The sequence below is a fragment of the Enterobacter sp. BNK-34 genome (genome assembly GCF_048684445.1).
Taxonomy (GTDB): Bacteria; Pseudomonadota; Gammaproteobacteria; order Enterobacterales; family Enterobacteriaceae; genus Enterobacter; species Enterobacter pseudoroggenkampii.
Genome location: NZ_JBLQUA010000001.1, coordinates 1,500,671 through 1,524,946, shown reverse-complemented (window position 1 = coordinate 1,524,946; position 24,276 = coordinate 1,500,671). Strand labels below are relative to the sequence as shown.

General features: G+C 55.1%; 23 protein-coding genes. 5 read left to right on the top strand and 18 right to left on the bottom strand.

Going from position 1 to position 24,276, the window contains the following annotated elements; translation table 11 throughout:
- Positions 1-16 precede the first annotated feature (16 nt).
- The 4 genes from ACMGG5_RS07475 to soxR form a co-directional block, all read right to left on the bottom strand.
- Positions 17-1,663 carry a Na+/H+ antiporter gene (locus ACMGG5_RS07475; RefSeq protein ID WP_024906728.1) on the bottom strand — a complete coding sequence of 549 codons (1,647 nt, stop codon included), beginning with the start codon at positions 1,661-1,663 and terminating at the stop codon, positions 17-19.
- Positions 1,664-1,813: 150 nt separating this feature from the next.
- Positions 1,814-3,163 (bottom strand): guanine/hypoxanthine transporter GhxP, encoded by a 1,350-nt coding sequence (gene ghxP / locus ACMGG5_RS07470; protein ID WP_032650612.1) that lies wholly within the window; start codon positions 3,161-3,163, stop codon positions 1,814-1,816.
- Between the two features lie 294 nt (positions 3,164-3,457).
- Positions 3,458-4,129, bottom strand: coding sequence for a glutathione S-transferase family protein (locus tag ACMGG5_RS07465; RefSeq protein ID WP_104949641.1), 672 nt, complete (start codon positions 4,127-4,129; stop codon positions 3,458-3,460).
- A gap of 288 nt (positions 4,130-4,417) precedes the next feature.
- Positions 4,418-4,876, bottom strand: coding sequence for a redox-sensitive transcriptional activator SoxR (soxR, locus tag ACMGG5_RS07460; RefSeq protein WP_008503388.1), 459 nt, complete (start codon positions 4,874-4,876; stop codon positions 4,418-4,420).
- A 98-nt stretch (positions 4,877-4,974) separates the two neighbouring features.
- Between soxR and soxS the strand changes: the two genes are divergently transcribed.
- The gene (gene soxS / locus ACMGG5_RS07455; RefSeq protein ID WP_008503387.1) at positions 4,975-5,301 is read left to right on the top strand and encodes a superoxide response transcriptional regulator SoxS; all 327 of its coding nucleotides are present in this window, start codon (positions 4,975-4,977) and stop codon (positions 5,299-5,301) included.
- 6 nt (positions 5,302-5,307) lie between these two features.
- Here soxS and ACMGG5_RS07450 read toward each other — a convergent pair whose 3' ends face one another.
- The gene (locus ACMGG5_RS07450) at positions 5,308-6,873 is read right to left on the bottom strand and encodes an EAL domain-containing protein (RefSeq protein ID WP_024906725.1); all 1,566 of its coding nucleotides are present in this window, start codon (positions 6,871-6,873) and stop codon (positions 5,308-5,310) included.
- A 338-nt stretch (positions 6,874-7,211) separates the two neighbouring features.
- Positions 7,212-8,615, bottom strand: a complete 1,404-nt coding sequence (locus tag ACMGG5_RS07445) for a diguanylate cyclase (protein WP_420277666.1) — start codon at positions 8,613-8,615, stop codon at positions 7,212-7,214.
- A 489-nt stretch (positions 8,616-9,104) separates the two neighbouring features.
- On the opposite strand from ACMGG5_RS07445, the gene ACMGG5_RS07440 reads away from it, so the two are divergent.
- The gene (locus ACMGG5_RS07440) at positions 9,105-9,386 is read left to right on the top strand and encodes a YjcB family protein (RefSeq protein WP_008503385.1); all 282 of its coding nucleotides are present in this window, start codon (positions 9,105-9,107) and stop codon (positions 9,384-9,386) included.
- Positions 9,387-9,447: 61 nt separating this feature from the next.
- On the opposite strand, the gene ssb1 is transcribed toward ACMGG5_RS07440, so the two are convergent.
- Entirely contained in the window at positions 9,448-9,978 is a 531-nt protein-coding gene (ssb1, locus tag ACMGG5_RS07435) for a single-stranded DNA-binding protein SSB1 (RefSeq protein WP_023310055.1), read from the bottom strand.
- 250 nt (positions 9,979-10,228) lie between these two features.
- Between ssb1 and uvrA the strand changes: the two genes are divergently transcribed.
- A complete protein-coding gene (uvrA, locus tag ACMGG5_RS07430; protein WP_024906722.1) occupies positions 10,229-13,051 on the top strand; it encodes an excinuclease ABC subunit UvrA in 2,823 nt (940 codons plus the stop codon).
- 3 nt (positions 13,052-13,054) lie between these two features.
- Here uvrA and ACMGG5_RS07425 read toward each other — a convergent pair whose 3' ends face one another.
- The 6 genes from ACMGG5_RS07425 to dnaB form a co-directional block, all read right to left on the bottom strand.
- On the bottom strand, positions 13,055-13,408 hold the full coding sequence (locus tag ACMGG5_RS07425) for an MmcQ/YjbR family DNA-binding protein (protein WP_023310053.1): 354 nt from the start codon (positions 13,406-13,408) through the stop codon (positions 13,055-13,057).
- Between the two features lie 2 nt (positions 13,409-13,410).
- Positions 13,411-13,827, bottom strand: a complete 417-nt coding sequence (locus ACMGG5_RS07420; protein ID WP_157188483.1) for a secondary thiamine-phosphate synthase enzyme YjbQ — start codon at positions 13,825-13,827, stop codon at positions 13,411-13,413.
- Between the two features lie 113 nt (positions 13,828-13,940).
- The gene (gene aphA / locus ACMGG5_RS07415; RefSeq protein WP_024906720.1) at positions 13,941-14,654 is read right to left on the bottom strand and encodes an acid phosphatase AphA; all 714 of its coding nucleotides are present in this window, start codon (positions 14,652-14,654) and stop codon (positions 13,941-13,943) included.
- A 217-nt stretch (positions 14,655-14,871) separates the two neighbouring features.
- Positions 14,872-16,065, bottom strand: coding sequence for an aromatic amino acid transaminase (gene tyrB / locus ACMGG5_RS07410; protein ID WP_024906719.1), 1,194 nt, complete (start codon positions 16,063-16,065; stop codon positions 14,872-14,874).
- A gap of 119 nt (positions 16,066-16,184) precedes the next feature.
- Complete coding sequence (gene alr / locus ACMGG5_RS07405) at positions 16,185-17,264, bottom strand: alanine racemase (protein WP_290094302.1); 1,080 nt, start codon at positions 17,262-17,264, stop codon at positions 16,185-16,187.
- Positions 17,265-17,280: 16 nt separating this feature from the next.
- Positions 17,281-18,693: a replicative DNA helicase gene (gene dnaB, locus ACMGG5_RS07400; protein ID WP_023310046.1), complete on the bottom strand. Its 1,413-nt coding sequence runs from the start codon at positions 18,691-18,693 to the stop codon at positions 17,281-17,283.
- A 66-nt stretch (positions 18,694-18,759) separates the two neighbouring features.
- Here dnaB and ACMGG5_RS07395 point away from each other — a divergent pair, with 66 nt between their 5' ends.
- Entirely contained in the window at positions 18,760-19,743 is a 984-nt protein-coding gene (locus ACMGG5_RS07395) for a quinone oxidoreductase (protein ID WP_090420764.1), read from the top strand.
- A gap of 184 nt (positions 19,744-19,927) precedes the next feature.
- On the opposite strand, the gene pspG is transcribed toward ACMGG5_RS07395, so the two are convergent.
- The 4 genes from pspG to ACMGG5_RS07375 all read right to left on the bottom strand — a co-directional run bounded on the left by pspG (position 19,928) and on the right by ACMGG5_RS07375 (position 23,356).
- On the bottom strand, positions 19,928-20,170 hold the full coding sequence (gene pspG / locus ACMGG5_RS07390; RefSeq protein WP_023310044.1) for an envelope stress response protein PspG: 243 nt from the start codon (positions 20,168-20,170) through the stop codon (positions 19,928-19,930).
- A gap of 136 nt (positions 20,171-20,306) precedes the next feature.
- Entirely contained in the window at positions 20,307-21,302 is a 996-nt protein-coding gene (gene dusA / locus ACMGG5_RS07385) for a tRNA dihydrouridine(20/20a) synthase DusA (RefSeq protein ID WP_048989822.1), read from the bottom strand.
- 82 nt (positions 21,303-21,384) lie between these two features.
- A complete protein-coding gene (locus ACMGG5_RS07380) occupies positions 21,385-22,695 on the bottom strand; it encodes a conjugal transfer protein TraF (protein WP_024906714.1) in 1,311 nt (436 codons plus the stop codon).
- Between the two features lie 172 nt (positions 22,696-22,867).
- Entirely contained in the window at positions 22,868-23,356 is a 489-nt protein-coding gene (locus ACMGG5_RS07375) for a cupin domain-containing protein (RefSeq protein WP_420277665.1), read from the bottom strand.
- A 115-nt stretch (positions 23,357-23,471) separates the two neighbouring features.
- On the opposite strand from ACMGG5_RS07375, the gene zur reads away from it, so the two are divergent.
- Positions 23,472-23,984 (top strand): zinc uptake transcriptional repressor Zur, encoded by a 513-nt coding sequence (zur, locus tag ACMGG5_RS07370; protein WP_008503369.1) that lies wholly within the window; start codon positions 23,472-23,474, stop codon positions 23,982-23,984.
- Between the two features lie 47 nt (positions 23,985-24,031).
- Here the strand turns inward: zur and ACMGG5_RS07365 are convergent, their stop codons facing one another.
- Positions 24,032-24,241, bottom strand: coding sequence for a CsbD family protein (locus tag ACMGG5_RS07365; RefSeq protein WP_024906712.1), 210 nt, complete (start codon positions 24,239-24,241; stop codon positions 24,032-24,034).
- Between the last annotated feature and the right edge of the window lie 35 nt (positions 24,242-24,276).

The window sequence follows — 24,276 nt, the reverse complement described above, 5'->3', positions numbered from 1 at the left end:
ACCCGGCAAAACAGCGCTACTGATTCTCTATCAACAGCGCTTCCAGCAGGTCCAGATCGTGCAGCAGCTTTTGCAGCGTCTCGTTGCTGATCTGGCGCGTGGCGCGCAGGTGATACAGCTCGGCACGCTCGGAGCGCAGCGCCGCCAGACGGAACCGACGCTCAAGGTTCTCCTCCTGCAGCGAGCTTTCCACGTCGTTACGCCCGTCCGCGCGACGGCGCAAGTTACCAATCACGCGGGAACTCACTTCCGTCAGCAGCTGATTGTCGATGTTCTCTTCCGCATCCGCGGCCAGACGTTCTTCCATTTTCTGGATAGCGACAATCGCCACTTCGGCGGTAGCCGCCCGCGCAATACGCTCCTCTTTATGCTGCTGGGTCGAATCACCGGCATCAATATGCTGGAGTAAAATCGGCAGCATAATCACGCCGACAAACAGTGAGAACAGAATGACGCCCGCGGCCAGGAAGACCAGCTCGTAGCGCGCCGGGAAGACGTCGCCCGTCGGCAGCAGCAGCGGAATGGAGAGGACACCGGCAAGGGTGATCGCCCCGCGTACGCCCGCAAAAGAGGCAATCAGCAGTTCACGCGTTGTCCACGAGCCGAACTCCATCGGCTTTTTCTTCAGGAAACGGACGCTGAAGTTTTTCATCGTCCACAGCCAGCCGAAACGCACCAGCATCAGCGCCAGGTAGATCAGCACGATGTCGGTAAACAGCATCCAGACCTCAACGTTCGGGTCGGCTTCGGCCGCCACCAGCGAGGATTCCATAATGCCCGGCAGCTGCAGACCCAACAGCAGGAACACCATGCCGTTAAAGACAAACTCCAGCATGGCCCAGGTGCTGTTGGCACGCAGACGCATGGCCAGCGGCGCGCGGCGCATCACACCGGAGCGGGTAATGGTCATCCCTGCCGCCACTGCCGCCAGAATGCCCGACACGCCGATATGTTCGGCAATCAGATAAGAGGCAAACGGCAGCAGGAACAGCAGTACGATCTGCGTAGCGGGTTCATCGCCGCCCCAGCGGCTGAGGAAGCGCAGCGAGCGGCCGTACAGCCAGCTCACCACGAAGCCCGCGAGAATACCGCCAATCGCCACCTTGAAGAACTCCAGCGTCGCGCCGCCGACGGTAAAGACCATCGTGCCCATCGCAACGGCCACGGCAAACTTCAGGGCAACCAGGCCGGAGGCGTCGTTCATCAGCGCCTCCCCCTGTAAAATTCCCATAATTTTCTTCGGAATACGGCCTTCACCCACAATGCCGGACAGCGCCACGGCATCGGTTGGCGACAGCACGGCGGCCAACGCAAAAGCCGGTATTAACGGAATGCCCGGTACCGCCCAGTAGATCAGAAAACCAATCCCGACGACGGTGACCACCACCAGCGCCAGCGCCAGGCCGAAGATCTCTCGCCCGTGCTCAAGGAATTCGCGCGTGGGCGTTTTCCAGCCATCGGCAAACAGCAGTGGCGGAATAAACAGCACGAGGAACAGTTCGGGGTCAAATTCCACGTGCAGGCCAAACGTCGGCCACGCCAGCAGCGCGCCGATGGCAATTTGCATTAATGGCAGGGGGACCTGAAAGGGCAGTACGCGTGTAACCACCCCGGATAGCGAGACCACAAGGGTCATGATGAGTATTGTGAAGAAGATTTCCATGCGTTCCCTGTTTGCTGTGTTGCTTATGTACTCCGGAAGGCGTCGTGCCTTTTATTCTATCTTCCCCAGAGTAACGCAAAAGGCAACAGGATGAGTCCTGAAAATAAAAACGGGCGGCCTGAGCCACCCGTTTTCGCATCAAAGGACAACTTAGATTGCCCAGCCGCCCGCGTAGAACGCCACCAGCGCAACGGCGATAATCACGGTGCCGATATTCAGCTTGCGCCACTCACCGGAGACCAGACGACCAATCACCAGCGACGCGAAGCCGATCATAATGCCGGTCACGATGTTACAGGTCAGCACGATGAAGACCGCGGTAATCAGGCCAGACATGGCGTCCACGAAATCTGCAAAGTCGATTTTCGCCACGTTGCTCAGCATCAGCAGGCCAACGTACATCAGCGCTGGCGCAGTCGCATACGCCGGAACCAGATAGGAGAGCGGAGAGAGGAACAGGATCAGCATGAACAGCACGCCGACGGTGATTGCCGTCAGGCCGGTTTTACCGCCTGCCGCCGTACCCGCTGCGGATTCGATGTACACAGCCGCAGGTGCCGCACCCACCAGGCCAGAGAAGACGCTGCTCAGGGAGTCCGTCGTCAGCGCTTTGCCACCGTCAATAATCTGACCGTCTTTATCCAGCAGGTTCGCCTGACCGGCCACCGCGCGGATGGTACCGGTCGCGTCAAACACCGCGGTCATCACCAGCGCCAGCACGCTTGGCAGGATCACCGGGTTCAGCGCGCCGACGATATCCAGGCTGCCAATCAGGGAGTTTCCTTTGTCATCGCTCAGCGACGGCATGGCGAAAATGCCGGAGAAATGGACGTTCGGATCGAAAATCAGGCCAACAATGGAAACGCCGATAATGGTCAGCAGAATGCCGCCCGGCACTTTCAGTTTTTCCAGACCGATAATCACCGCCAGGCCGATCAGCGACATAATCACCGGGAAGCTGGCAAAGTGGCCCAGCGCCACCGGCAGACCGTCCAGCGGGTTCTTGATGACCAGACCGACGCCGTTGGCGGCGATCAGCAGCAGGAACAGGCCGATGCCGATACCGGTACCGTGCGCCACACCCTGCGGCAGGTTGCGCAAAATCCAGCTACGGATGCCGGTCGCTGAAATCACGGTAAACAGCACACCCATCAGGAACACGGCACCCAGCGCAACCGGTACGCTGATGTGCTGGCCCAGCACCAGGCTGAACGCGGTAAACGCGGTCAGAGAGATGGCGCAACCAATCGCCAGCGGCAGGTTCGCCCACAGGCCCATCACGATGGAGCCTACGCCGGCCACAAGGCAGGTTGCCACAAAGACAGCCGCTGGCGGGAAGCCCGCTTTGCCCAGCATGCCCGGCACAACGATGACGGAGTAAACCATCGCCAGAAACGTTGTCAAACCAGCAACGATCTCCTGGCGCACGGTGCTGCCGCGAGCCGAAATTTTAAACATGGCGTCAAGTGAACCGCCAGTACGCGCAGATGGCGTAGACATAGAAAACATCCCCTGAGAGTTTTTTAGGAAGTCCGTAAGCGAGGTGGAGACGCCGCTGCCAGCTAAACGTCAAATCCTTGTGTTGCGTTTGCGACGAAAGGGCGTCACAAAAAAAGCAAACGTTTAGCTCCGCGCTTACAAACGGGTGGTCAAATTAAGGCAAACGATTATCTAGCGTAATCCCCGCCCTTTTCAACTGAACTTTATTGTTTTTCGCTAAAATTCACTTATGACGCTGAAGAAATAAACAGAGGATGCGCAAACGTTATCGTCTATGCGCAATTTGTTTACATTTCAATCCTCCCCCGGAATGGATAACGGCCCCCCTTGTGCCAGGGTTCGTTGCCAGCCAGGGCTGTTTTCAACCTTCGTTTTCCATGCCTGACTATGCGGCAGGTTATTAATACCGCCGCGCGCCAGCAGGGCAAAGATCGGGAAGCTCATCTGGATGTCGGCCATGCTGAGCGAATCCCCGGCAAACCAGCTGTTTTTAGCAAGATGCGACTCAATAAAGCGTGCATGGGTTTCCAGCTGGCGGTTGAGGTACGCTTTCTGCACCCCCTGCCCCAGCGCTTTCCCCAGGGTTCGGATACCAAACGGCACGGGCGGCTTGCCGAGGCTGTTGAAGACCAGCTTCATTAACAGCAGCGGCATCAGCGATCCTTCCGCGTAGTGCAGCCAGAAGCGGTACTGCACCTTATGCGCCGGATCTAAAGGCTTAAGCCGCGACTCGGCATCGTACGTTTCCTGCAGATACTCCAGAATGGCGCCTGACTCTGCGAGGATCAGTCCGTTATCTTCGATGACCGGTGATTTGCCCAACGGATGCACTTTTTTGAGAGCCTCAGGTGCCAGCATGTTCTTTTCACGCTGATAGTGAACGATCTCATAAGGCAGGCCGAGTTCTTCCAGCGCCCAGATCACGCGATGCGAGCGCGACTGGTTTAGGTGATGTACCGTGAGCATGGTTTTCTCCTGGTTATTCATACTTTTTAACTATAGAAAATTGAACAACACCGCGAAAAAAATTCGGCTAAAAACCGGTCAGCGAGGCTGGCGAAAAAACGGGTCTTGCATAGAATTAAAGTGTCAGCACAATCCGGAACCTCCCCAACCAGCTCGACACGAGGGGTGCTGACGTCGGGGGAAACCCTCCCGTGAACCAGCGGGATAGAGTGAAAGACAAAGACCGGGAAAAACTAAAGCGCCCTTATGTGGCGCTTTAGTTCTTTATGTGCTTTTTGCCGCGCAATCTCAGTCCTCTTCCAGCAACCGTGCCCCCGTCCCCTGCTCGCCCAGCTTGTCCCCGGGGTTACGCAACGGACAATCGCTCCGCGACAGGCAGCCGCAGCCAATGCAGCCATCCAGTTCGTCACGCAGCGCGACCAGCGTATGGATACGCCTGTCCAGCTCTTCGCGCCACTGGGATGACAGCTCTTTCCACTCTTTCGGGCTCAGCGTGTGCCCTTCCGGCAGCACGCCAAAGGCCTCGCCGATCGTGGCCAGGGGAATTCCGATTCGTTGCGCAATTTTGATAATCGCCACGTAGCGGAGCACGTCGCGGGTATAGCGACGCTGGTTTCCTCCGTTACGGATACTCTTGATTAACCCTTTGCTTTCATAGAAGTGGAGCGCCGACACGGCAACGCCGCTTCGCTTTGCCACTTCGCCGGGGGTTAAAAGCGCTTTAATTCGCGGCAATCTCTTTTCCATAAAACCTCTTTACCTCAAGTTAACTTGAGGAATTATACTCCCCCGCAGAGAAAACGACGAATTAACCGAGATAGTTGTATCTACAGAGGGGCAACCTTATGTCGCATCAGCAGATTATTCAGACGCTTATTGAATGGATTGATGACCATATCGACCAACCGTTGAACATCGATGTGGTCGCTAAAAAGTCGGGCTATTCGAAATGGTATTTACAGAGAATGTTCCGCACGGTCATGCATCAGACCTTGGGTGAGTACATTCGCCAGCGCAGACTGCTGCTGGCGGCGCAGGCGCTACGCTCAACGCAGCGGCCGATTTTTGATATCGCGATGGATCTTGGCTATGTGTCGCAACAAACCTTTTCCCGCGTGTTTCGCCGGGAGTTTGACCGCACGCCGAGCGACTATCGCCACCAGTTGAATTAATGAATATCAGTGCAAAGGTTGCTGCTGCCAGGTCATAAATTCCTGGGGCGGCATCGCTTTCGCGAAGTGCCATCCCTGACAAAACTGGACGCCGCGCTTCAACAGCCAGCTCACCTGCTCTGCCGTCTCTACCCCTTCCGCAATGGTTTTCAGCCGCAGGCTTTGCGCCATCTCGATAATATGCTCGGCGATCAGGTGGCTGGTGCTGTTGGTCGTTAAGGTATCGATAAACGATTTATCGATTTTCAGGATATCCACGTTCAGCGAGTAGAGGTTGTGCAGGTTCGAGTAACCGGTACCAAAATCATCAATCGCGACTTCATAACCCGCCTGACGGAAAGCCTGTATCACCGGCGTGGTTTTTGGCACATCGATAAAACCGCGTTCCGTCACTTCTATTTTGATTTGCTGCGCACGGACGGCGTAATGGCGAGCCTTCTCGGAAATCATGGCGATCAGCCGCGAGGAGTGGAAATCCGTGGCCGACAGGTTAATCGAAATATAGAGATGGGGATGCTCGGCCAGGAAATGACCCAGATCGCTGAACACCTCTTCTACGACATAGTCCGTGATCCGCTCGCTCATCCCCTCATTTTCCGCCAGCGGAATAAACTCCGCCGGACTCATCACCTGCCCGTTAAAACCAGGCCAGCGTAATAACGCCTCCGCGCCCACGCACCGGTTGTTCTTGATATCAATAATCGGCTGATAGTGCACGCAAAGCTGTCGTTTGGTCAGTGCCCGGTGCAGTAAGCGCCCCGGCGAATTGAGCTCACGATGTGTACGGGACCATACCAGCAAAATAATAATGCTGCAGATCATGCCCAGCGGCAGCGTCAACGTCGCCTGGTGATAAAGCGTTTCATAAAAGCGTTTATTCGATGTCGATACAATGGCCGCAATCGGTCTTTTGGGGGAACTTACGATCGTATAAAAGCGGTTATCTTTTTGAAATACCGATTCCTTATCCCGAATCATCGAATTTAATAAAGAAACATTGGCTTTCTGGCTGACGGAAAAGAAAGCATTGGTTACCGTGTCGTACACTCCCCATGAGAGAGAATGATCCGCGGACATGACTTCGCTGTATGAAAGTGGATTGACGACCACCACATAATTTCCGCGCTGCATATATGTCATTTTATAACCAGTATAAAATGGGGTATCGCGATAATAATAGATAGCGACGTCAGGTTTACGCGTGTAATTAGCGACAGGAATAGCGTAGGGATGATCCGGTGTAAAAACGGTCGAACAAAGAAAATTCTGACCTTGAGCGTAAATTAAATCGGCGACAAACAGGCGGCCACGAACAACGTTCAGCATATATTGACGATGTCCCGGCGTGCAAAGCTCACCCTGATATTTTTCAGCCTCGTCCCGGGCCAGATCAACCTGTTGAATAACCAGTTCTGTTTTGTCTAAAGCCAGTTCAGCAAATGTCCGTAGCTGGGCGCTTGTTTCAGATACGGCTCGTAGCTGGGCAAACCATAGCGCAAGCATCACAGGCAGCATAACTACCATGATGATCCCTACCACCCTGAGCATTTTGCGCCGCGCGCTACGATTCATTTCCCGCCCTATATCCCTGCATGTTGTACGCCTGTAGTAATGAAGGCCGGATGCTTTGTTAAACAGGTGATTACGTTGCATGAATCATGCGAAGTTAGCAACTGACTTTTCGTATTAAAAATCTTAAATTTCGTTATGACGATAATATTTTCCCGTAAGCTAAACTGTAAGTATTCGTTCCGTTTCAATTAAGGAAAATAATTATCCAGCCCGCAAGGGCGGTGGGAAGATAACACAACAGACGATTGTTGATTAAGCCAAACTTGTAACAGCGCGAAAAATCATAACCTCGACATGGCATTTTATGCTATTTGTTCGGGCGTATTTTGTTCGTTGATTTATAAATAATCAGCTGCCACCACCGTTTTTCCTCGCCCCGAATGCTTAGCCTCATATAATGCTTTATCGGCACGCCTCAGCAGGACTGAAGTATCCCGCTGTCCTCCGCTTACTTCCACAACCCCGGCACTAAATGACAGCGACAGTTTTCTCTCCCCCACGGCCAGCGGGTTGGTTTGCAGAAAGGTGCGCAACCTGGCGGATAATTGCGCAGCACCATTGCCGTTTGTTTGCGCCAGCAAGAGCAAAAACTCTTCTCCTCCCACGCGCCCTAATGCCGAATCTGAAGGTGATAACTCACGGATCGCGTTACAAAAGTGAAGGAGCGCCGCATCACCCACCGGGTGCCCCCACTCATCGTTGATCTGTTTGAAGAAATCCAGGTCAAACATCAGGACGCAAAAATGGCTGTTAACCTCCTGCCGGGCACTGGCCGCCAGCGCAAGCTCAAGCTGCTGCAAAATCGCCGAACGGTTAAAGCAGCCGGTGAGATCGTCAGTAGTGGCTTTTACCTGCAGCTGCTGCTCGGCTTTTTTCCGCTCGGTGATATCCAGCCCAATATTGAGGATAGAGTTGTCCGGCAACAGAATGTTGGACCACAGCACCGTCAGCGGGGTCCCGTCTTTGCGTAGCGGATGCCACTCATACATATCCTTCAGCGGCGAGACATTGACCGACTCTCTTACCCGCCGCCGCTCTTCAGGGTCAGGATAAAACAGCGAAAGCGGATCGGCATGTTCCGCGATCTCCGCCATCGTCCAGCCGAATACTTTTTCACATTCGGCATTCCACAGCACGCAGCGGTTAAATTTGTCGAAAGAGTTCATTAAAACCGGGGCGCGTTCAAAAAGCGTCTTATATTGCGTCACGACACGCTGCATTTCCTGGGCAGTTTTCTCCCGGGCAATAATTTCCGCGAAATAGTCTTTTAATTTTTCGACCAGCACCACGACGATATTTTTCAGAATTGGCAGAGAAGAGAGTCGTTCATCAAACGCTAAAAAGAAATAGCCGCTGCAGTGCCAGTTATGGGTTGAAAGTTTGCACAGGACACCGCTATGCAACTGCGCATAGCCCGGGTGCTGAGGAGGAAATAACGCACGGCCAATATTCTCTTTCCAGTAGACCACCCGCCATGAACGATGATGCCGCTGGAGCAGGGTGTCCGCCAGGAAATCGGCCACTTCGAAGGGATGGCAGGTCATCTCCCCGGCGCATACCACGCGCTGTAGCCCATCATCACCATTAACGCTTACCCAGGCAAGACTTGCGCCCAGCGCGCGACTGATGGTCGTCAGCATGTCGGTCAGAGAACATTGAGCATGAAGCTGAGGCATCAGCTTAGCCAGCGCATGCAACGCTTGCATGCTGTCATTAACAATCTCACGTCGGTTTTCTTTCATTTTTTTCGCTGATTATCAGGCGATAAACCGGACGCAACTTTTTTCAGATTCGAAAAATCGACAAACCAACGCACAGGCTGAATCTCAGCGTAGCGAATTAAAACAACGTTGTGTGTAATTAAAAACGTACAAAGAAATAAAAAAATAATTAAATTCAAAAACCTGAAAGGTTAGCTGCGAGTAAAATTAATTGTCCACTCAAGCATAAGCCATAGGGTTATTGCTGTAAACATTGTACAGTGTGCATCCTTTTGCATCAGTTTTGCTATCTTAATGAATTCATTATAAAGAGTGCGGGAACTGGAGAACTTAGCCAGCAAAGATATATTTTCACTCAGGCGCCCATTGATTCTCGGCAACTATGAATCACCCGTTTTTCATCACCCCGGGACTGGCGAATAAAACAGCAAATGTGATATAGTTCACACATATAGTGTAACGAAAAAATCTGTTTCATTCAGTTCGTCTGTTTTGTTGAGGATGGGTTTTATGGCAACCATTACTACCAGCATGGTTCTCCTGCGCTGGCCTTTGTTGAGTGCGGTACTGATGTTTTTGGCCAGCACGCTGAACATTCAGTTTCGTAAATCTGACTATGCGGGTCTTGCTGTCATCAGCACCCTGCTGGGGCTGGGTGCAGCCTGCTGGTTTGCAACGGGTCTGCTTGGCATTACCCTGCTGGATATCGCCGCCGTCTGGGAAAATATTAAAGTGGTGATGGTTGAGGCGATGAGCCACACGCCGCCAGACTGGCCGATGGTCATTACCTGATCCCTTCATCAATAAAAAACCCAGACGATGGTCTGGGTTTTTTGTTTTAAGTACGCGGAAATCAGAACGGAATGTCGTCGTCGAAATCCATTGGCGGTTCGTTAGACGGCGCCGGAGCAGACTGCTGCTGCGGACGAGACTGCGCGCCACCGCTGAACTGGTTGCCGCCCTGTGGCTGCTGAGGCTGGCCCCAACCGCCCTGCTGCTGGCTCTGACCGCCACCTGCCGGTGCACCGCCGCCCTGACGGCCACCCAGCATCTGCATGGTACCGCCCACGTTAACCACGACTTCAGTGGTGTACTTCTCAGCACCGGACTGATCGGTCCATTTGCGGGTGCGCAGCTGGCCTTCGATATAGACCTGAGAACCTTTACGCAGATACTCACCGGCCACTTCGGCCAGTTTGCCAAACAGCACAACGCGGTGCCATTCGGTCTGCTCTTTCATCTCACCGGTCGCTTTATCACGCCAGGATTCGGAAGTAGCCAGCGTAATGTTGGCAACTGCGCCACCACTCGGCATGTAGCGTACTTCCGGGTCCTGGCCCAGATTACCGACGAGAATCACCTTGTTTACGCCTCTGCTGGCCATGTTCGTGTCTCCTGAATACGTTTCTTAATAGTGTAAACGCGCGAGTGTACCATTTCCATGCTGCACTTTGATAGTTGCGTAGCACGTTCCAGAGTTCTCCCGCAACTCGACATTGTTACACAGCGAATCAGAAAATGCATTCCAATACTGTATATTCAAACAGGTTAAATTGTGTCATAATTAGCCGTTTCTGACAGCCGTTTGTCCTTCAAACAAATCAGGCAATCCGTGTTCCAACCGGGAAAGGTGAATGGATAAGATCGAAGTTCGGGGCGCCCGCACCCACAATCTCAAGAATATCAACCTCATAATCCCTCGCGACAAACTCATTGTCGTGACCGGGCTTTCGGGGTCTGGCAAATCCTCACTGGCTTTCGACACCCTGTATGCCGAAGGACAGCGTCGTTACGTTGAATCACTCTCTGCGTACGCGCGTCAGTTCCTGTCGCTGATGGAAAAACCGGATGTTGACCATATTGAAGGGTTGTCCCCTGCTATCTCTATTGAGCAGAAGTCCACCTCGCATAACCCGCGTTCAACGGTCGGTACCATTACCGAAATTCATGACTACCTGCGTCTGCTGTATGCCCGCGTGGGTGAGCCGCGCTGCCCGGACCACGACGTCCCGCTGGCGGCCCAGACCGTCAGCCAGATGGTGGATAACGTGCTGTCGCAGCCGGAAGGCAAACGCCTGATGCTGCTGGCGCCAATCATCAAAGAGCGTAAGGGCGAACACACCAAAACGCTGGAGAACCTGGCAAGCCAGGGCTATATCCGCGCCCGTATCGACGGTGAAGTGTGCGACCTGTCCGATCCGCCCAAGCTGGAGCTGCAGAAGAAGCACACCATCGAAGTGGTGATTGACCGCTTCAAGGTGCGTGACGATCTCGCCACGCGTCTGGCGGAATCCTTTGAAACCGCGCTGGAACTCTCTGGCGGCACGGCCGTGGTCTCCGACATGGACGACCCGAAAGCGGAAGAGCTGCTCTTCTCCGCCAACTTTGCCTGCCCGATTTGCGGTTACAGCATGCGCGAGCTTGAACCGCGCCTGTTCTCCTTTAACAACCCGGCGGGCGCGTGCCCGACGTGTGACGGCCTGGGCGTCCAGCAATATTTCGACCCGGACCGCGTGATCCAGAACCCGGAGCTGTCGCTGGCGGGCGGGGCCATTCGCGGCTGGGACAAGCGTAACTTCTACTACTTCCAGATGCTGAAATCGCTGGCAGAGCACTACAAGTTCGACGTCGAAGCGCCGTGGGCCAGCCTGAGCCCGAACGTGCACAAAGTAATTCTGTTCGGTTCCGGCAAAGAGAACATTGAGTTCAAGTACATGAACGATCGCGGCGATACCTCCGTGCGTCGTCACCCGTTCGAAGGGGTGCTGCACAATATGGAGCGCCGCTACAAAGAGACCGAATCCAGCGCGGTACGCGAAGAGCTGGCGAAGTTCATCAGCAACCGCTCCTGCGCCACCTGCGAGGGCACGCGCCTGCGTCGTGAAGCGCGCCACGTGTTTGTGGAAAACACGGCGCTGCCGACCATCTCAGACATGAGCATCGGCCACGCGATGGACTTCTTCAATAACCTGAAGCTCTCCGGCCAGCGTGCGAAAATCGCCGAAAAAGTGCTGAAAGAGATCGGCGATCGCCTGAAGTTCCTGGTGAACGTCGGCCTGAACTACCTGACGCTTTCCCGCTCGGCGGAAACGCTCTCCGGCGGTGAGGCTCAGCGTATCCGTCTGGCCAGCCAGATTGGCGCGGGCTTAGTCGGCGTGATGTACGTACTGGACGAGCCGTCCATCGGCCTGCACCAGCGCGACAACGAGCGCCTGCTCGGCACCCTGATCCACCTGCGCAATCTCGGCAACACGGTGATCGTGGTGGAGCACGACGAAGATGCCATCCGCGCCGCAGACCACGTGATCGATATTGGTCCGGGCGCAGGCGTGCACGGCGGTCAGGTCGTTGCAGAAGGGACGCTGAAGGACATTATGGCGGTACCCGAGTCGCTGACCGGTCAGTACATGAGCGGCAAGCGCAAGATTGAAGTGCCAAAACAGCGCGTAGCGGCAGATCCGGAAAAAGTGCTGAAGCTGACCGGCGCGCGCGGCAACAACCTGAAAGACGTCACCCTGACGCTGCCGGTTGGCCTGTTTACCTGTATCACCGGCGTGTCCGGTTCCGGTAAATCGACGCTGATCAACGATACGCTGTTCCCGATTGCGCAGACGGCGCTGAACGGCGCGACGCTGGCCGAGCCTGCACCGTACCGCGACATCCAGGGGCTGGAGCATTTCGATAAGGTTATCGATATCGACCAGAGCCCGATTGGCCGTACCCCGCGCTCTAACCCGGCGACCTATACCGGCGTCTTCACGCCCGTACGTGAACTGTTTGCCGGTGTGCCTGAAGCACGCTCCCGCGGCTATACGCCAGGACGTTTCAGCTTTAACGTGCGCGGCGGCCGCTGCGAAGCGTGCCAGGGCGATGGCGTGATCAAGGTTGAGATGCACTTCCTGCCGGATATCTACGTGCCGTGCGACCAGTGCAAAGGCAAACGCTATAACCGCGAAACGCTGGAGATTAAGTACAAGGGCAAGACCATCCACGAAGTGCTGGATATGACCATCGAAGAGGCGCGCGAATTCTTCGACGCCGTCCCTGCGCTGGCGCGTAAGCTGCAGACGCTGATGGACGTCGGCCTGACCTACATTCGTCTGGGACAGTCCGCCACTACGCTGTCCGGTGGTGAAGCGCAGCGCGTGAAGCTGGCGCGCGAGCTGTCAAAACGCGGTACCGGTCAGACGCTCTACATTCTGGATGAGCCAACCACCGGCCTGCACTTTGCTGACATCCAGCAGCTGCTCGAGGTTCTGCATCAGCTGCGCGATCAGGGCAACACCATCGTGGTCATCGAACATAACCTGGATGTGATTAAAACCGCGGACTGGATTGTCGATCTCGGCCCGGAAGGCGGCAGCGGCGGCGGTGAAATTCTTGTCTCCGGTACGCCAGAGACCGTTGCAGAGTGCGAAGCCTCGCACACCGCGCGCTTCCTTAAGCCGTTGCTGTAGTTGTCACACGGAGAGTTGCTGTCGGGTGGTTTCCGGCAGCAGCTCAACCGCCTGCTGATAGGACGCATCCACCAGGTAGTAAATCTGTGATCCTGGAATCGATCCATCCAGATAGACGGTGCTCCAGTGCGCCTTATTGAGGTGCTTGCTCGGCCTCACGTCATCATGCTGCTGACGTAGCAAATCCGCCAGTTCAGGGCTGGTTTTCAGCGATGCCGCCGGACGGCCTTCTACCTCTTTCACCATCGCAAACAGCACATCACCTACCTTAATCTGCGTGGCTTTCCAGTCGCTGTGGACGCTCTGCTCCGCGCCGGGCTTGCTCATGCAGTACTGAAGTATCTCCGAAATTGTCATCTTTATTCCCCTTGTAGCGTGGCGATAATTTTACGCGAACCACCGTGAATACGATGCTCACCCAGCCAGATCCCCTGCCACGTTCCCAACAGCAGCCGCCCGTTGTGGACCGGCAGCATCAACGATACGCCCAGCAAAGAGGATTTAATATGCGAAGGCATATCGTCCGCCCCCTCATAGTCATGCTCATAAGGCGCGTTGTCCGGGACGCTCTTCAGAAAATGGTGCTCCATGTCGGACCGGACGGTGGGATCGCAATTTTCATTCAGCGTCAGAGAGGCGGACGTGTGCTGAAGCAGCAGATGCAGCAAACCCGTTCTGACGTGCGACAGGTCGCGGAGTTGCCCGATGACTTCATCCGTCACCAGGTGAAATCCGCGTGGCTTCGCGCTTAAGGTCAGGGTCTGTTGGTACCACATAGGCTGCTCCGTGATGAAAGATGAATCTTTCTAAGTGTGCAGCAAGAAGACGAAAGGTAAAACCCGCAGCAGCGAGATTTGATTAAAAAAGAGTCAAACTCGCTGCCAGGGGCTCAATACTCCGAGTTGACGATCACCTCTTCGCCAAACTTTCCGGCCATCGGCAGCGGGCGATAGGTTGAGTTAGAAGCGCGTAACACCCTGATCCCTCTGGCACCCACATCCTGTGCGGCGGTAATGTCGTTATCCGAATCGCCATAAAACACTTTGATGTTTTTCTTTTCCAGCCACTGGGTTTTGGTGTTTTGCCCCTCTTTGTCACCCGCAAAAATGACCGGGTTCATGCTGGTCGCCGGGATCTGGAAATCATCCTGCAGCGTTTTAGAGACGGTTTCCGTTTTGGTCTGACTGCGGCCGGTTACAAAATAAATGCTGTCACCGCGCTTCACGTGCATGGCAATAAGCGCACGGGCAACCTCTTTCGGGATGCTGAATTCGTCCCAGCCATTGTTCATTTTTTCCCAGAATTCCGGGTTCTTCAGATACGCTTCGCTGTCGGGTGAATACGTTTTCTTACCGCGCCAGAAGCCGGGGCTTGAGAACAGCACGGTATCGTCAATGTCAAAACCCACGGCCATTGGCGCACGGCCCATCAGGCTGTTTTCGATTTGGGCCACGGAAACCCAGTGAATGGGTGCCTGCTCGGCAAGAATGGCGGCGGTGGTGCCGGTGTAAAGCGGCGTCGGGGCAGAAGCTCGCGCGACGACGGCGCTATTAAGCGAGAACAATAAGCAGGCGGCGCTGAGCGCCAGTGTGATCTTGCGCATATTTTCCCCTGAATATTCAGTTTGTTATCGTTTTAATTTGAGCGGATGGTCAAAAAACTATCCGACCATAACCCCAGCGGGAGGTGAAGGGAAGGAGTTTTTGCTTATGAAGCGGAATAAAAAGAAGACGATCACAAAAGGCCGGGCAACGTTTTTGTGCGGCCTGATGCCTTCACCCCGACCCTCTCCCACGGGGAGAGGGTGAGTTGGTGAGTACTTACATTACAGCAGCAAACGCCTGCGCCACGCGATGAACGTTGCTGGCATTCAGGCCCGCCACGCACATACGGCCGCTGGCGATCAGGTAGACGCCGAACTCTTCGCGCAGACGATCGACCTGGGCCGCACTCAGTCCGGTATAGCTGAACATCCCGCGCTGCTTGAGCAGATAGTCGAAGTTATGTCCCGGCACGGCCTCTTTCAGGACGTTAACCAGCTCCTGACGCATCGTCTGAATGCGCTGGCGCATCGCTTCCACTTCCGCAAGCCAGGACGCTTTTAGCTTTTCGTCACCGAGAACCGTCGCCACCACCTGCGCACCAAAGTTCGGCGGGCTGGAGTAAATGCGACGCACCGTCGCCTTAAGCTGGCCGAGCACGCGACCTGCCGCTTCGGCGTCTTCACACACCACGGACAGACCGCCAACGCGTTCACCGTACAGGGAGAAGATTTTAGAGAAGGAGTTACTCACCAGAACAGGCAGCCCGGCGCTGGCAGCGGCGCGGATGGCATAGGCATCTTCTTCCATACCCGCGCCAAAGCCCTGGTAGGCAATATCGAGGAATGGGATCAGGTTACGCGCCTTCAGTACCTCGATCACCGCATCCCACTGGGCATTGGTGAGATCCGCACCGGTCGGGTTATGGCAGCACGGATGCAGCAGCACAATGCTGCGCTCCGGCAGGGTGTTCAGTTTTTCCAGCAGCGCTTCAACGCGCACGCCGTTAGTTTCGCTGTCAAACCATGGATAGGTCGCCACTTTGAAGCCTGCGCCCTCGAAGATCGCAACGTGGTTTTCCCACGTCGGGTCACTGACCCACACGCCTGAATCCGGGAAGTATTTTTTCAGGAAGTCTGCACCCACTTTCAGCGCACCCGAGCCGCCCAGCGTCTGGATGGTCGCCACGCGTTTTTGCGCGAGCACCGCGTGATCGGCACCAAAAAGCAGCGGCGCAATAGTGCTGCGGTAGGTATTTAACCCTTCCATCGGCAGATAGAGCGACGCGCCGTGTGGAACAGCGTTCAGACGCGCTTCAGCTTCGGCAACGGCCTGCAGCTGAGGAATAAAACCCTCGTGGTTGTAATACAAACCGATGCTAAGGTTCACCTTGTCGCTGCGAGGATCTTCTTTGAAACGCTCCATTAAGGAGAGAATTGGGTCGCCGGCATAGGCGTCAACTTTCTGAAACACGCGATGATTCTCCGGAATTCGATGAGGCAGGGATTTCAACAATAAACCGGAAGTGGGAGAAGGTCGAGAGGATGTTAATAAAGTTGGAGCGAGGATAAAAACCTCACTCCATTGGCGGTTCAATCAATGTACTTCATCGCTACCCGCGAGGTCAGACGCGTGATAAGTTCGTAAGCACTTACTTTCGTGATTTCAGCAATGCGTTCAACAGGCAGCCCTTCCCCCCACATCACGACATCATCACCAGGCTTATCCTGGGCTTCAGGCCCCAGATCAACACAAATCATATCCATCGCCACGCGGCCGACAATCTTCACTTCGCGACCGTTGACCAGAACCGGCGTACCCGTTGGAGCTGCGCGGGGATAGCCATCACCATAGCCCATCGCCACCACGCCGAGACGGGTATCACGCTCGCTGGTCCAGGTACCGCCGTAGCCCACCGGCTCGCCCGCTTTATGGTCTCGCACGGCAATCAGGTTAGAGACCAGCGACATAACCGGCCGGAAGCCAAAGTCCGGCCCCCAGGGTTTGTTCTCCAGTGGCGACACGCCGTAGAGAATGATGCCCGGTCGCGCCCAGTCGAAATGCGACTGCGGCCACAGCAGAATACCGCCGGATGCCGCAATCGAGCGCATCCCCGGCTTGCCTTCGCAGAAGGTATTAAAGATATCCAGCTGCCGCTCGGTCGCACCGCACTCGGGCTCATCGGCACGGGCGAAGTGGCTGACGATATTCACCGGTTGGCGCACGTTTTTGCACCGGCATAAACGCTGATAGAACGCTTCCGCGCTCTCCGGACGCACGCCCAGACGGTGCATGCCCGTGTCGAGCTTCATCCACACGGTCACCGGCTCGCTCAGCTCGGCGGTTTCAAGTGCGGCCAGCTGTTCTTCGTTGTGCACTGCCGTATGCAGATGCTGGTCAGCAATGGTCGGCAAATCTGTGGCTTCGAAAAAGCCTTCGAGGAGCAGAATCGGTTGGGTAATCCCCCCCGCGCGCAGGCGAAGGGCTTCTTCAAGACGGGCGACGCCAAAGGCGTCGGCATCGGGGAGCGTTCGCGCGGTCTCAAGAAGACCGTGTCCGTAAGCGTTCGCTTTCACGACTGCAACGAGCTTGCTGGCGGGTGCCAGTTCTCGCAGACGTTGCAGGTTGTGTCGCAGAGCGCGGCGGTTAATGACAACAGTTGCCGCTTGCATTTGAATTCCTTAGAAATTACTCATCATCATATTGAGGACCGGCATAGTTGTCGAAACGCGACCACTGTCCGTTAAAGGTCAGACGCACCGTCCCGATAGGGCCGTTACGTTGTTTACCAATAATAATTTCGGCGATCCCTTTCAGGTCGCTGTTCTCGTGATAAACCTCATCACGGTAGATGAACATGATTAAGTCGGCATCCTGCTCGATGGAGCCGGATTCACGCAGGTCGGAGTTGACCGGACGCTTGTCGGCACGTTGTTCCAGGGAGCGGTTCAGCTGCGACAGCGCTACCACCGGCACGTGCAGCTCTTTGGCTAACGCCTTGAGCGAGCGGGAAATTTCGGCAATTTCCAGCGTACGGTTGTCTGAAAGCGACGGGACGCGCATCAGCTGAAGGTAGTCGATCATGATAAGGCCGATACCGCCGTGTTCACGGGCGATACGGCGCGCGCGGGAGCGAACTTCCGTCGGCGTCAGGCCAGAGGAGTCATCGATATAGATGTTACGCTTTTCCAGCAGAATGCCCATGGTGCCGGAGATGCGCGCCCAGTCCTCATCGTCGAGCTGACCGGTACGGATGCGGGTCTGATCCACGCGCGACAGCGATGCCAGTGAACGCATCATGATCTGCTCGGAGGGCATCTCAAGACTGAAGATCAGTACCGGTTTATCCTGCAACATCGCCGCGTTTTCGACGAGGTTCATCGCAAAAGTGGTTTTACCCATCGACGGACGCGCGGCGACGATAATCAAATCCGACGGCTGCAGGCCGGCGGTTTTCTTGTTCAAATCGTCATAGCCGGTGTTCACGCCGGTGACGCCATCGTGCGGCTGCTGGAACAGCTGTTCGATACGGGCCACGGTGGCGTCGAGGACATCGGCGATGTTTTTTGGGCCTTCGTCTTTATTGGCGCGGCTTTCGGCGATTTTAAAGACGCGGGACTCAGCAAGGTCGAGCAGGTCTTCGCTGGTGCGACCCTGCGGATCAAAACCGGCTTCGGCGATCTCGTTCGCCACCGATATCATCTCGCGGACGACGGCACGTTCACGCACGATATCGGCATAAGCGCTAATGTTCGCTGCACTAGGCGTGTTTTTTGACAGTTCCGCCAGATAGGCAAATCCGCCGCAGCTGTCGAGCTGCCCAAGACGCTCCAGCGATTCCGCGAGCGTAATCAGGTCGATCGGGCTGCCCGACTCCTGCAGACGCGCCATTTCGGTAAAGATGTGGCGGTGCGGACGGGTGTAGAAATCTTCCGCCACGACGCGCTCGGCGACGTCGTCCCAGCGTTCGTTATCCAGCATTAAACCGCCCAACACCGACTGTTCCGCTTCAATCGAGTGCGGCGGGACTTTTAACCCTGCGACCTGGAAATCACGCTCGCGAGGTTCAGTCTGTTTGTTGAAGGGTTTGTTTCCTGCCATAGTGAATGGAGTTACCGAGATAAAGAGTGGGTCGAAAGATTACCATATTTTTCTTACGGAGGGAGCATGGCAACGCGCATTGAATTCCAGAAACACGGTGGGCCAGACGTACTGAAAGCGGTGGAGTTCACCCCCACCGCGCCTGGCGAAAACGAAGTGCAGGTTGAAAACAAAGCCATCGGCATAAACTATATCGACACCTATATTCGCGGCGGGCTCTACCCGCCTCCGTCGATGCCGAGCGGACTGGGCACCGAGGCAGCCGGTGTCGTCATCAAAGTGGGCAGCGCGGTTAAGCATATTAAAGAGGGTGACCGCGTGGTATATGCTCAGTCTGCGCTGGGCGCTTACAGCTCCGTCCACAACGTCCCGGCGGATAAAGCCGCCCTGCTGCCTAACGCCATCTCCTTTGAGCAGGCGGCAGCCTCGTTCCTGAAAGGTTTAACCGTTTACTACCTGCTGCGCAAAACCTATGAAATTAAACCCGACGAGCAGTTCCTGTTTCATGCCGCAGCGGGTGGCGTCGGGCTCATCGCCTGTCAGTGGGCAAAAGCACTGGGCGCGAAGCTGATCGGCACCGTCGGAAATGCACAAAAAGCGCAGCGCGCGCTGCAGGCGGGCGCCTGGCAGGTGATTAACTACCGTGAAGAGAGCATTGTTGAGCGGCTGAAGGAGATCACCAGCGGCAAAAAAGTGCGCGTGGTGTATGACTCGGTAGGGAAAGATACCTGGGAAGCGTCGCTGGACTGCCTGCAGCGTCGTGGTCTGATGGTAAGCTTCGGGAATGCGTCAGGCGCGGTGACCGGCGTTAACCTGGGCATCCTGAACCAGAAAGGTTCTCTGTATGTGACTCGCCCTTCCCTGCAAGGATACATCACCAACCGGGAAGAACTTGAGGAAGCCAGCAACGAGCTGTTCTCGCTGATCGCCAGCGGCGTCATTAAGGTGGATGTGGCAGAGGCGCAGAAATACCCGCTAACCGATGCGCAGCGCGCGCATGAGGTGCTTGAGAGCCGGGCGACGCAGGGGTCGAGTTTGTTGATTCCCTGAGCCCCAAAAAGAAATTGGGCTTCCCGTGGGAAGCCCTTTCTTTTTTTAGTTCGGCTGTATGTAGGGTACAGCTCGATGAATTCGTTATCGGCAGTCATAGTGACAGATTCGATAAGTAAATCCTATTCTGTTCTAAGCCATACTGCCGGAAAAGTTACAAGTATGTGACGAACCCCTCAATACCTTAGTAACGGAAGCGGTTATTGCGCTGATAACTGGGCACTTTTGGAGCTTTAATCGCCCGAATCACCCACACGACCGCGATGGCCAGCAGTAGCCACGGCAGCAATTTGATCGTCAGGGCAAACAGTCCGCCAATAAACATGACCACCGTCGCCACCACGATAGCCGCCAGAATGCCGAGCAGCGAAACGCCTGTCGCTAACAGCATGACAAAAAAGCCAATCACAAAAAGTAGTTCCAGCATGGTGCTCTCCCACGAGTTCCCGAGTAATGCAGTTAACATTACAAGAATCGTGCCAGCATTAACCTGTTGTTATTAAAGCAAAACGCCCCGCGAGAATTCGCAGGGCGTGGTGAATTTGACGAACTTTTAGCGAAAGTTATCGCTTGTCTGCCACCAGGCGCAGCGCATGTTCCAGCACCTCAATATCGGCGCCGGCTTTATGTGCGTTTTCGCTCAGGTAACGACGCCACTGACGCGCGCCCGGAATGCCCTGGAACAGGCCAAGCATATGGCGGGTGATATGGCCGAGATACGTACCGTTGCTCAGCTCGCGCTCAATGTAAGGATACATCGCACGCACGACGGCAACCGGATCGGTGTCTGCGCCTTCGATGCCAAAGATTTCGCGATCGACCGTCGCCAGAATGCCCGGGTTCTGATACGCCTCGCGCCCAACCATCACCCCATCCATATGTTCAAGGTGCGCTTTGGCCTCTTCCAGAGACTTGATGCCGCCGTTAATCGACATGGTCAGGTGCGGGAAGTCACGCTTCAGCTGATAAACGCGCGGATAGTCCAGCGGCGGGATCTCACGGTTCTCTTTGGGGCTCAGGCCGGAGAGCCAGGCTTTTCGCGCGTGGATGATGAACGTCTCGCATTCGCCCTTTCCGGAGACCGTATTGATGAAGTCGCACAGGAATTCGTAGCTGTCCTGGTCGTCAATGCCGATACGGGTTTTGACCGTCACCGGAATGGAAACGACGTCACGCATCGCCTTAATACAGTCCGCCACCAGCTGGGCATTCCCCATCAGGCAGGCACCGAACATGCCGTTTTGCACGCGGTCGGACGGGCAGCCAACGTTCAGGTTGATCTCGTCGTAGCCGCGCGCTTCCGCCAGCTTCGCGCACTGCGCCAGCGCGGCCGGATCGCTGCCGCCCAGCTGCAGGGCAACCGGATGCTCTTCTTCGCTATAGGCCAGGTAATCGCCCTTCCCGTGGATGATTGCGCCCGTAGTCACCATTTCGGTGTACAGCAGCGTATGGCGGGAGAGCTGGCGCAGGAAATAGCGGCAGTGTCTGTCCGTCCAGTCGAGCATCGGCGCAATGGAGAAACGGTGTGCAGGGAAAGCGGTCTGTGATTCTGACGACATGGCGAAGTTTTAAGCATCTGGTGGAAAAGGGGCGCTACTATAGCACAAAGAAAAGCCGGAGGCGCAGCGCCTCCGGTGGACTTTAGAACGTCATGCTCAGCTGAGCCCCTGCGCCCCAGGTTTCGTCTTCACCGTACAGGCCCATCAGGTCAACATGAACGGTACTGAATGGCGCGAAACCGACACCGCCGGTAAAGACATTGCTGTCGTTACCCTTCACGTCCGCGCGATAACCCGCACGCACCGCCAGCCAGCTGAGCGGCGTCACCTCGGCACCCACGCCAACATACTGCGACGTATCTTCGCTCTTAAATCCTTTGGTTTCCGTCAGATCGCCATCGGCGGTCAGCGTCACCAGATCGTTGTGCCAGGCGGCTCCGGCGGTCACCAGCGGACGGATCTGGTAGGTATCTTTATAGCTAACCACTTCTCCCGTCCGCCCGTTGCGGATACGGATATCTTTGGTGTCGATATCGCGCGACATCAGGTTTTGGCCGCTCACGCCGACCGTCCAGTTCTCGCCGAAATCAGCCGCAATACCGGCATCGACGTTAAAGCCCGTATCGTCTGTGCGGTAGCGGCTGTCGTTCCACTTGTTACTGTCGTAATCGTAGATTGAGGTGGTGTAGTTATAGACCCAGGTTTTTTGCAGTTTTGGCGTCACGCCTACGGAAACCGGGACGCCGCCGAGGTCAAACTGACGGGCAACGGCAACGCCGTAGTCAGACACAATCGCCGCCCGGCCAGACGCTGTTGAGTTGAGGTTTTTAGTGATCTGATCCGTGCCGTTCAGCGCAGCGTCCAGGGCAACACCGGCAGCCACCACTTTGCTTCTTTGAATACCGCGCAGATAATCAATATCTTGCTGATCGATAGACGAGCTAACCCGGCCATGAGCATAGCCTTTCGCCATAAAGGCCACGGAAAGCACATCGTTAGGGATACTCACCGCAAGCCCTGCTCCTGCCGTCGCGCGTGCGGTTTTGCCTTTGAGATAGTCCAGCTCATCGGCGAGATCTTTGGCCGCGCCCTGGAATTGATTAATGGAACCTAACGGATTAGTGATAATCTCCCTTGGCGTGAGGTCATCAACCACATCCTTGTAGTGATTAATTTTGTCGTTGATGGTATCAATCTCGTCCTGAAGATTGTCTTCATCCGTCACCTGCACCCCAACGGCTGGCAAGATGACCGTCACATCATCGTCTGGTTTTGCCTTTGCCAGCAGCGCCGGGTTAATTAACGCCCCACTGCCATAGCTCCCGGAGGCAACGCCCGTCCCGCCCATGGCGTCACTCCGTGATTCTGTCCAGGTATTGGCTGCTCCCGCCTGATTTGCCATAAACAAGGAGACAGCAATGCTAACCACCGAAAATTTAAAATTTTTTTTCACAGTATGCCCGTTATAGTCTGTTATGAAATAACCCCTGTCTGTTATCACCCAAACAGGAACGAACTATTGCTGTGAATAAGTAGTAAAAGACCCGCTATTTCTGTCCCTAAGTAAAACTCCCTTACGGCCTGTTATATTTTGTGACGGCCCTCAATATTTATAGATGAGGAAATTATTTTTTCCCAGGTTTTCCATCATGCGGTCCAAAAAACTGGGGTGGGTGGTCTACCCAGCGATCCTCACGGGTAGCGGCATACACGGGGTTGAGTGGATAGTAGATGCGATTGTGCTTCTTGTTGGCCTCGCCTACGACCAGCAACCGCACCTCTTCCTCCGTGTTGTTGATAAATGTGTGGCAGATACCGGTTCCGGCAGGAAATCCCACGCTGTCGCCAGGTTCAAGTTTCCATTGATAGCCATTTATCCACGCTTCTGGATAACCTTCGAGCACATAAATGAACTCTTCTTCATCGCTTTCAGCATGCGGATAGGACGTTCTGCGCCCGGGCGGCAAACGCTCATGATGGATACCAATGCGCCTGAGCCCAAGCTTACGAGCCAACGGGGCGCCGATAGAAAAAAGCTCATCGCTATCTGGATAGGTCGAATCATCCGCACCTTCTACGTCGCGCCAGTGCCGAATACAGTCAGGTTTTTTCATTGTTTATTTCCCGGTTTGTAATGGGTCAGGTATAGCACAGACTGGCGGATCTCGGTGTTTTTACCAGAACATGATAAAGTGGGGGTTTTCCGTCCTATAACATCCGGGGTGCTACATGGATAAGTCCACAAAAGAGCTGTTAGCGCAGGCCGAAAAGCTGTGCGCGCAACGCAATGTGCGCCTGACTCCGCAGCGCCTTGAAGTATTACGTCTGATGAGCCTGCAGCAGGGTGCCATCAGCGCCTACGATCTGCTCGATCTTCTCCGCGAAAGCGAGCCGCAGGCAAAGCCGCCAACGGTTTATCGCGCCCTGGATTTCCTGCTTGAACAAGGGTTTGTGCATAAGGTGGAATCCACCAACAGCTATGTGCTGTGCCATCTGTTTGATCAGCCCACCCACACATCGGCGATGTTTATCTGTGACCGCTGCGGCGTGGTGAAAGAAGAGGCTGCGGAAGGCGTGGAAGATATTATGCATACGCTGGCGGCGAAAATGGGTTTTGCCCTGCGTCATAACGTGATTGAGGCGCATGGGCTCTGTTCCGCGTGCGTGGAGGTAGAAGCCTGTCGTCATCAGGATGCGTGCCAGCACGACCACTCAATTCTTGTGAAGAAAAAGCCGCGTTAACGGCAAAAGAAAAGGCGGCTTAGAGCCGCCCTGTGGGTTATTCAGCGTTACCAGCGGTAGTCGTTACGGGTTTCCCAGTCTTTGACTTCGTTTTCCGCCTGATCTTTCGCGTAGCCGTAACGTTCCTGAATTTTACCGACAAGCTGATCGCGTTTACCTTCAATGACGGTCATATCGTCATCCGTCAGCTTACCCCACTTTTCTTTCGCTTTACCTTTGAACTGCTTCCAGTTGCCGCCGATTTCGTCTTTATTCATCATCGTGTCCTCTTAAGTTAAGCGTCGGGTCGTAA

Bases quoted from the DNA above. Each gene is read 5' to 3' on its own strand.
- ACMGG5_RS07475 (WP_024906728.1), bottom strand. From the start codon at position 1,663: ATGGAAATCTTCTTCACAATACTCATCATGACCCTTGTGGTCTCGCTA.
- ghxP (WP_032650612.1), bottom strand. From the start codon at position 3,163: ATGTCTACGCCATCTGCGCGTACTGGCGGTTCACTTGACGCCATGTTT.
- ACMGG5_RS07465 (WP_104949641.1), bottom strand. From the start codon at position 4,129: ATGCTCACGGTACATCACCTAAACCAGTCGCGCTCGCATCGCGTGATC.
- soxR (WP_008503388.1), bottom strand. From the start codon at position 4,876: ATGGAAAAGAGATTGCCGCGAATTAAAGCGCTTTTAACCCCCGGCGAA.
- soxS (WP_008503387.1), top strand. From the start codon at position 4,975: ATGTCGCATCAGCAGATTATTCAGACGCTTATTGAATGGATTGATGAC.
- ACMGG5_RS07450 (WP_024906725.1), bottom strand. From the start codon at position 6,873: ATGAATCGTAGCGCGCGGCGCAAAATGCTCAGGGTGGTAGGGATCATC.
- ACMGG5_RS07445 (WP_420277666.1), bottom strand. From the start codon at position 8,615: ATGAAAGAAAACCGACGTGAGATTGTTAATGACAGCATGCAAGCGTTG.
- ACMGG5_RS07440 (WP_008503385.1), top strand. From the start codon at position 9,105: ATGGCAACCATTACTACCAGCATGGTTCTCCTGCGCTGGCCTTTGTTG.
- ssb1 (WP_023310055.1), bottom strand. From the start codon at position 9,978: ATGGCCAGCAGAGGCGTAAACAAGGTGATTCTCGTCGGTAATCTGGGC.
- uvrA (WP_024906722.1), top strand. From the start codon at position 10,229: ATGGATAAGATCGAAGTTCGGGGCGCCCGCACCCACAATCTCAAGAAT.
- ACMGG5_RS07425 (WP_023310053.1), bottom strand. From the start codon at position 13,408: ATGACAATTTCGGAGATACTTCAGTACTGCATGAGCAAGCCCGGCGCG.
- ACMGG5_RS07420 (WP_157188483.1), bottom strand. From the start codon at position 13,827: ATGTGGTACCAACAGACCCTGACCTTAAGCGCGAAGCCACGCGGATTT.
- aphA (WP_024906720.1), bottom strand. From the start codon at position 14,654: ATGCGCAAGATCACACTGGCGCTCAGCGCCGCCTGCTTATTGTTCTCG.
- alr (WP_290094302.1), bottom strand. From the start codon at position 17,264: ATGCAAGCGGCAACTGTTGTCATTAACCGCCGCGCTCTGCGACACAAC.
- dnaB (WP_023310046.1), bottom strand. From the start codon at position 18,693: ATGGCAGGAAACAAACCCTTCAACAAACAGACTGAACCTCGCGAGCGT.
- ACMGG5_RS07395 (WP_090420764.1), top strand. From the start codon at position 18,760: ATGGCAACGCGCATTGAATTCCAGAAACACGGTGGGCCAGACGTACTG.
- pspG (WP_023310044.1), bottom strand. From the start codon at position 20,170: ATGCTGGAACTACTTTTTGTGATTGGCTTTTTTGTCATGCTGTTAGCG.
- dusA (WP_048989822.1), bottom strand. From the start codon at position 21,302: ATGTCGTCAGAATCACAGACCGCTTTCCCTGCACACCGTTTCTCCATT.
- ACMGG5_RS07375 (WP_420277665.1), bottom strand. From the start codon at position 23,356: ATGAAAAAACCTGACTGTATTCGGCACTGGCGCGACGTAGAAGGTGCG.
- zur (WP_008503369.1), top strand. From the start codon at position 23,472: ATGGATAAGTCCACAAAAGAGCTGTTAGCGCAGGCCGAAAAGCTGTGC.
- ACMGG5_RS07365 (WP_024906712.1), bottom strand. From the start codon at position 24,241: ATGAATAAAGACGAAATCGGCGGCAACTGGAAGCAGTTCAAAGGTAAA.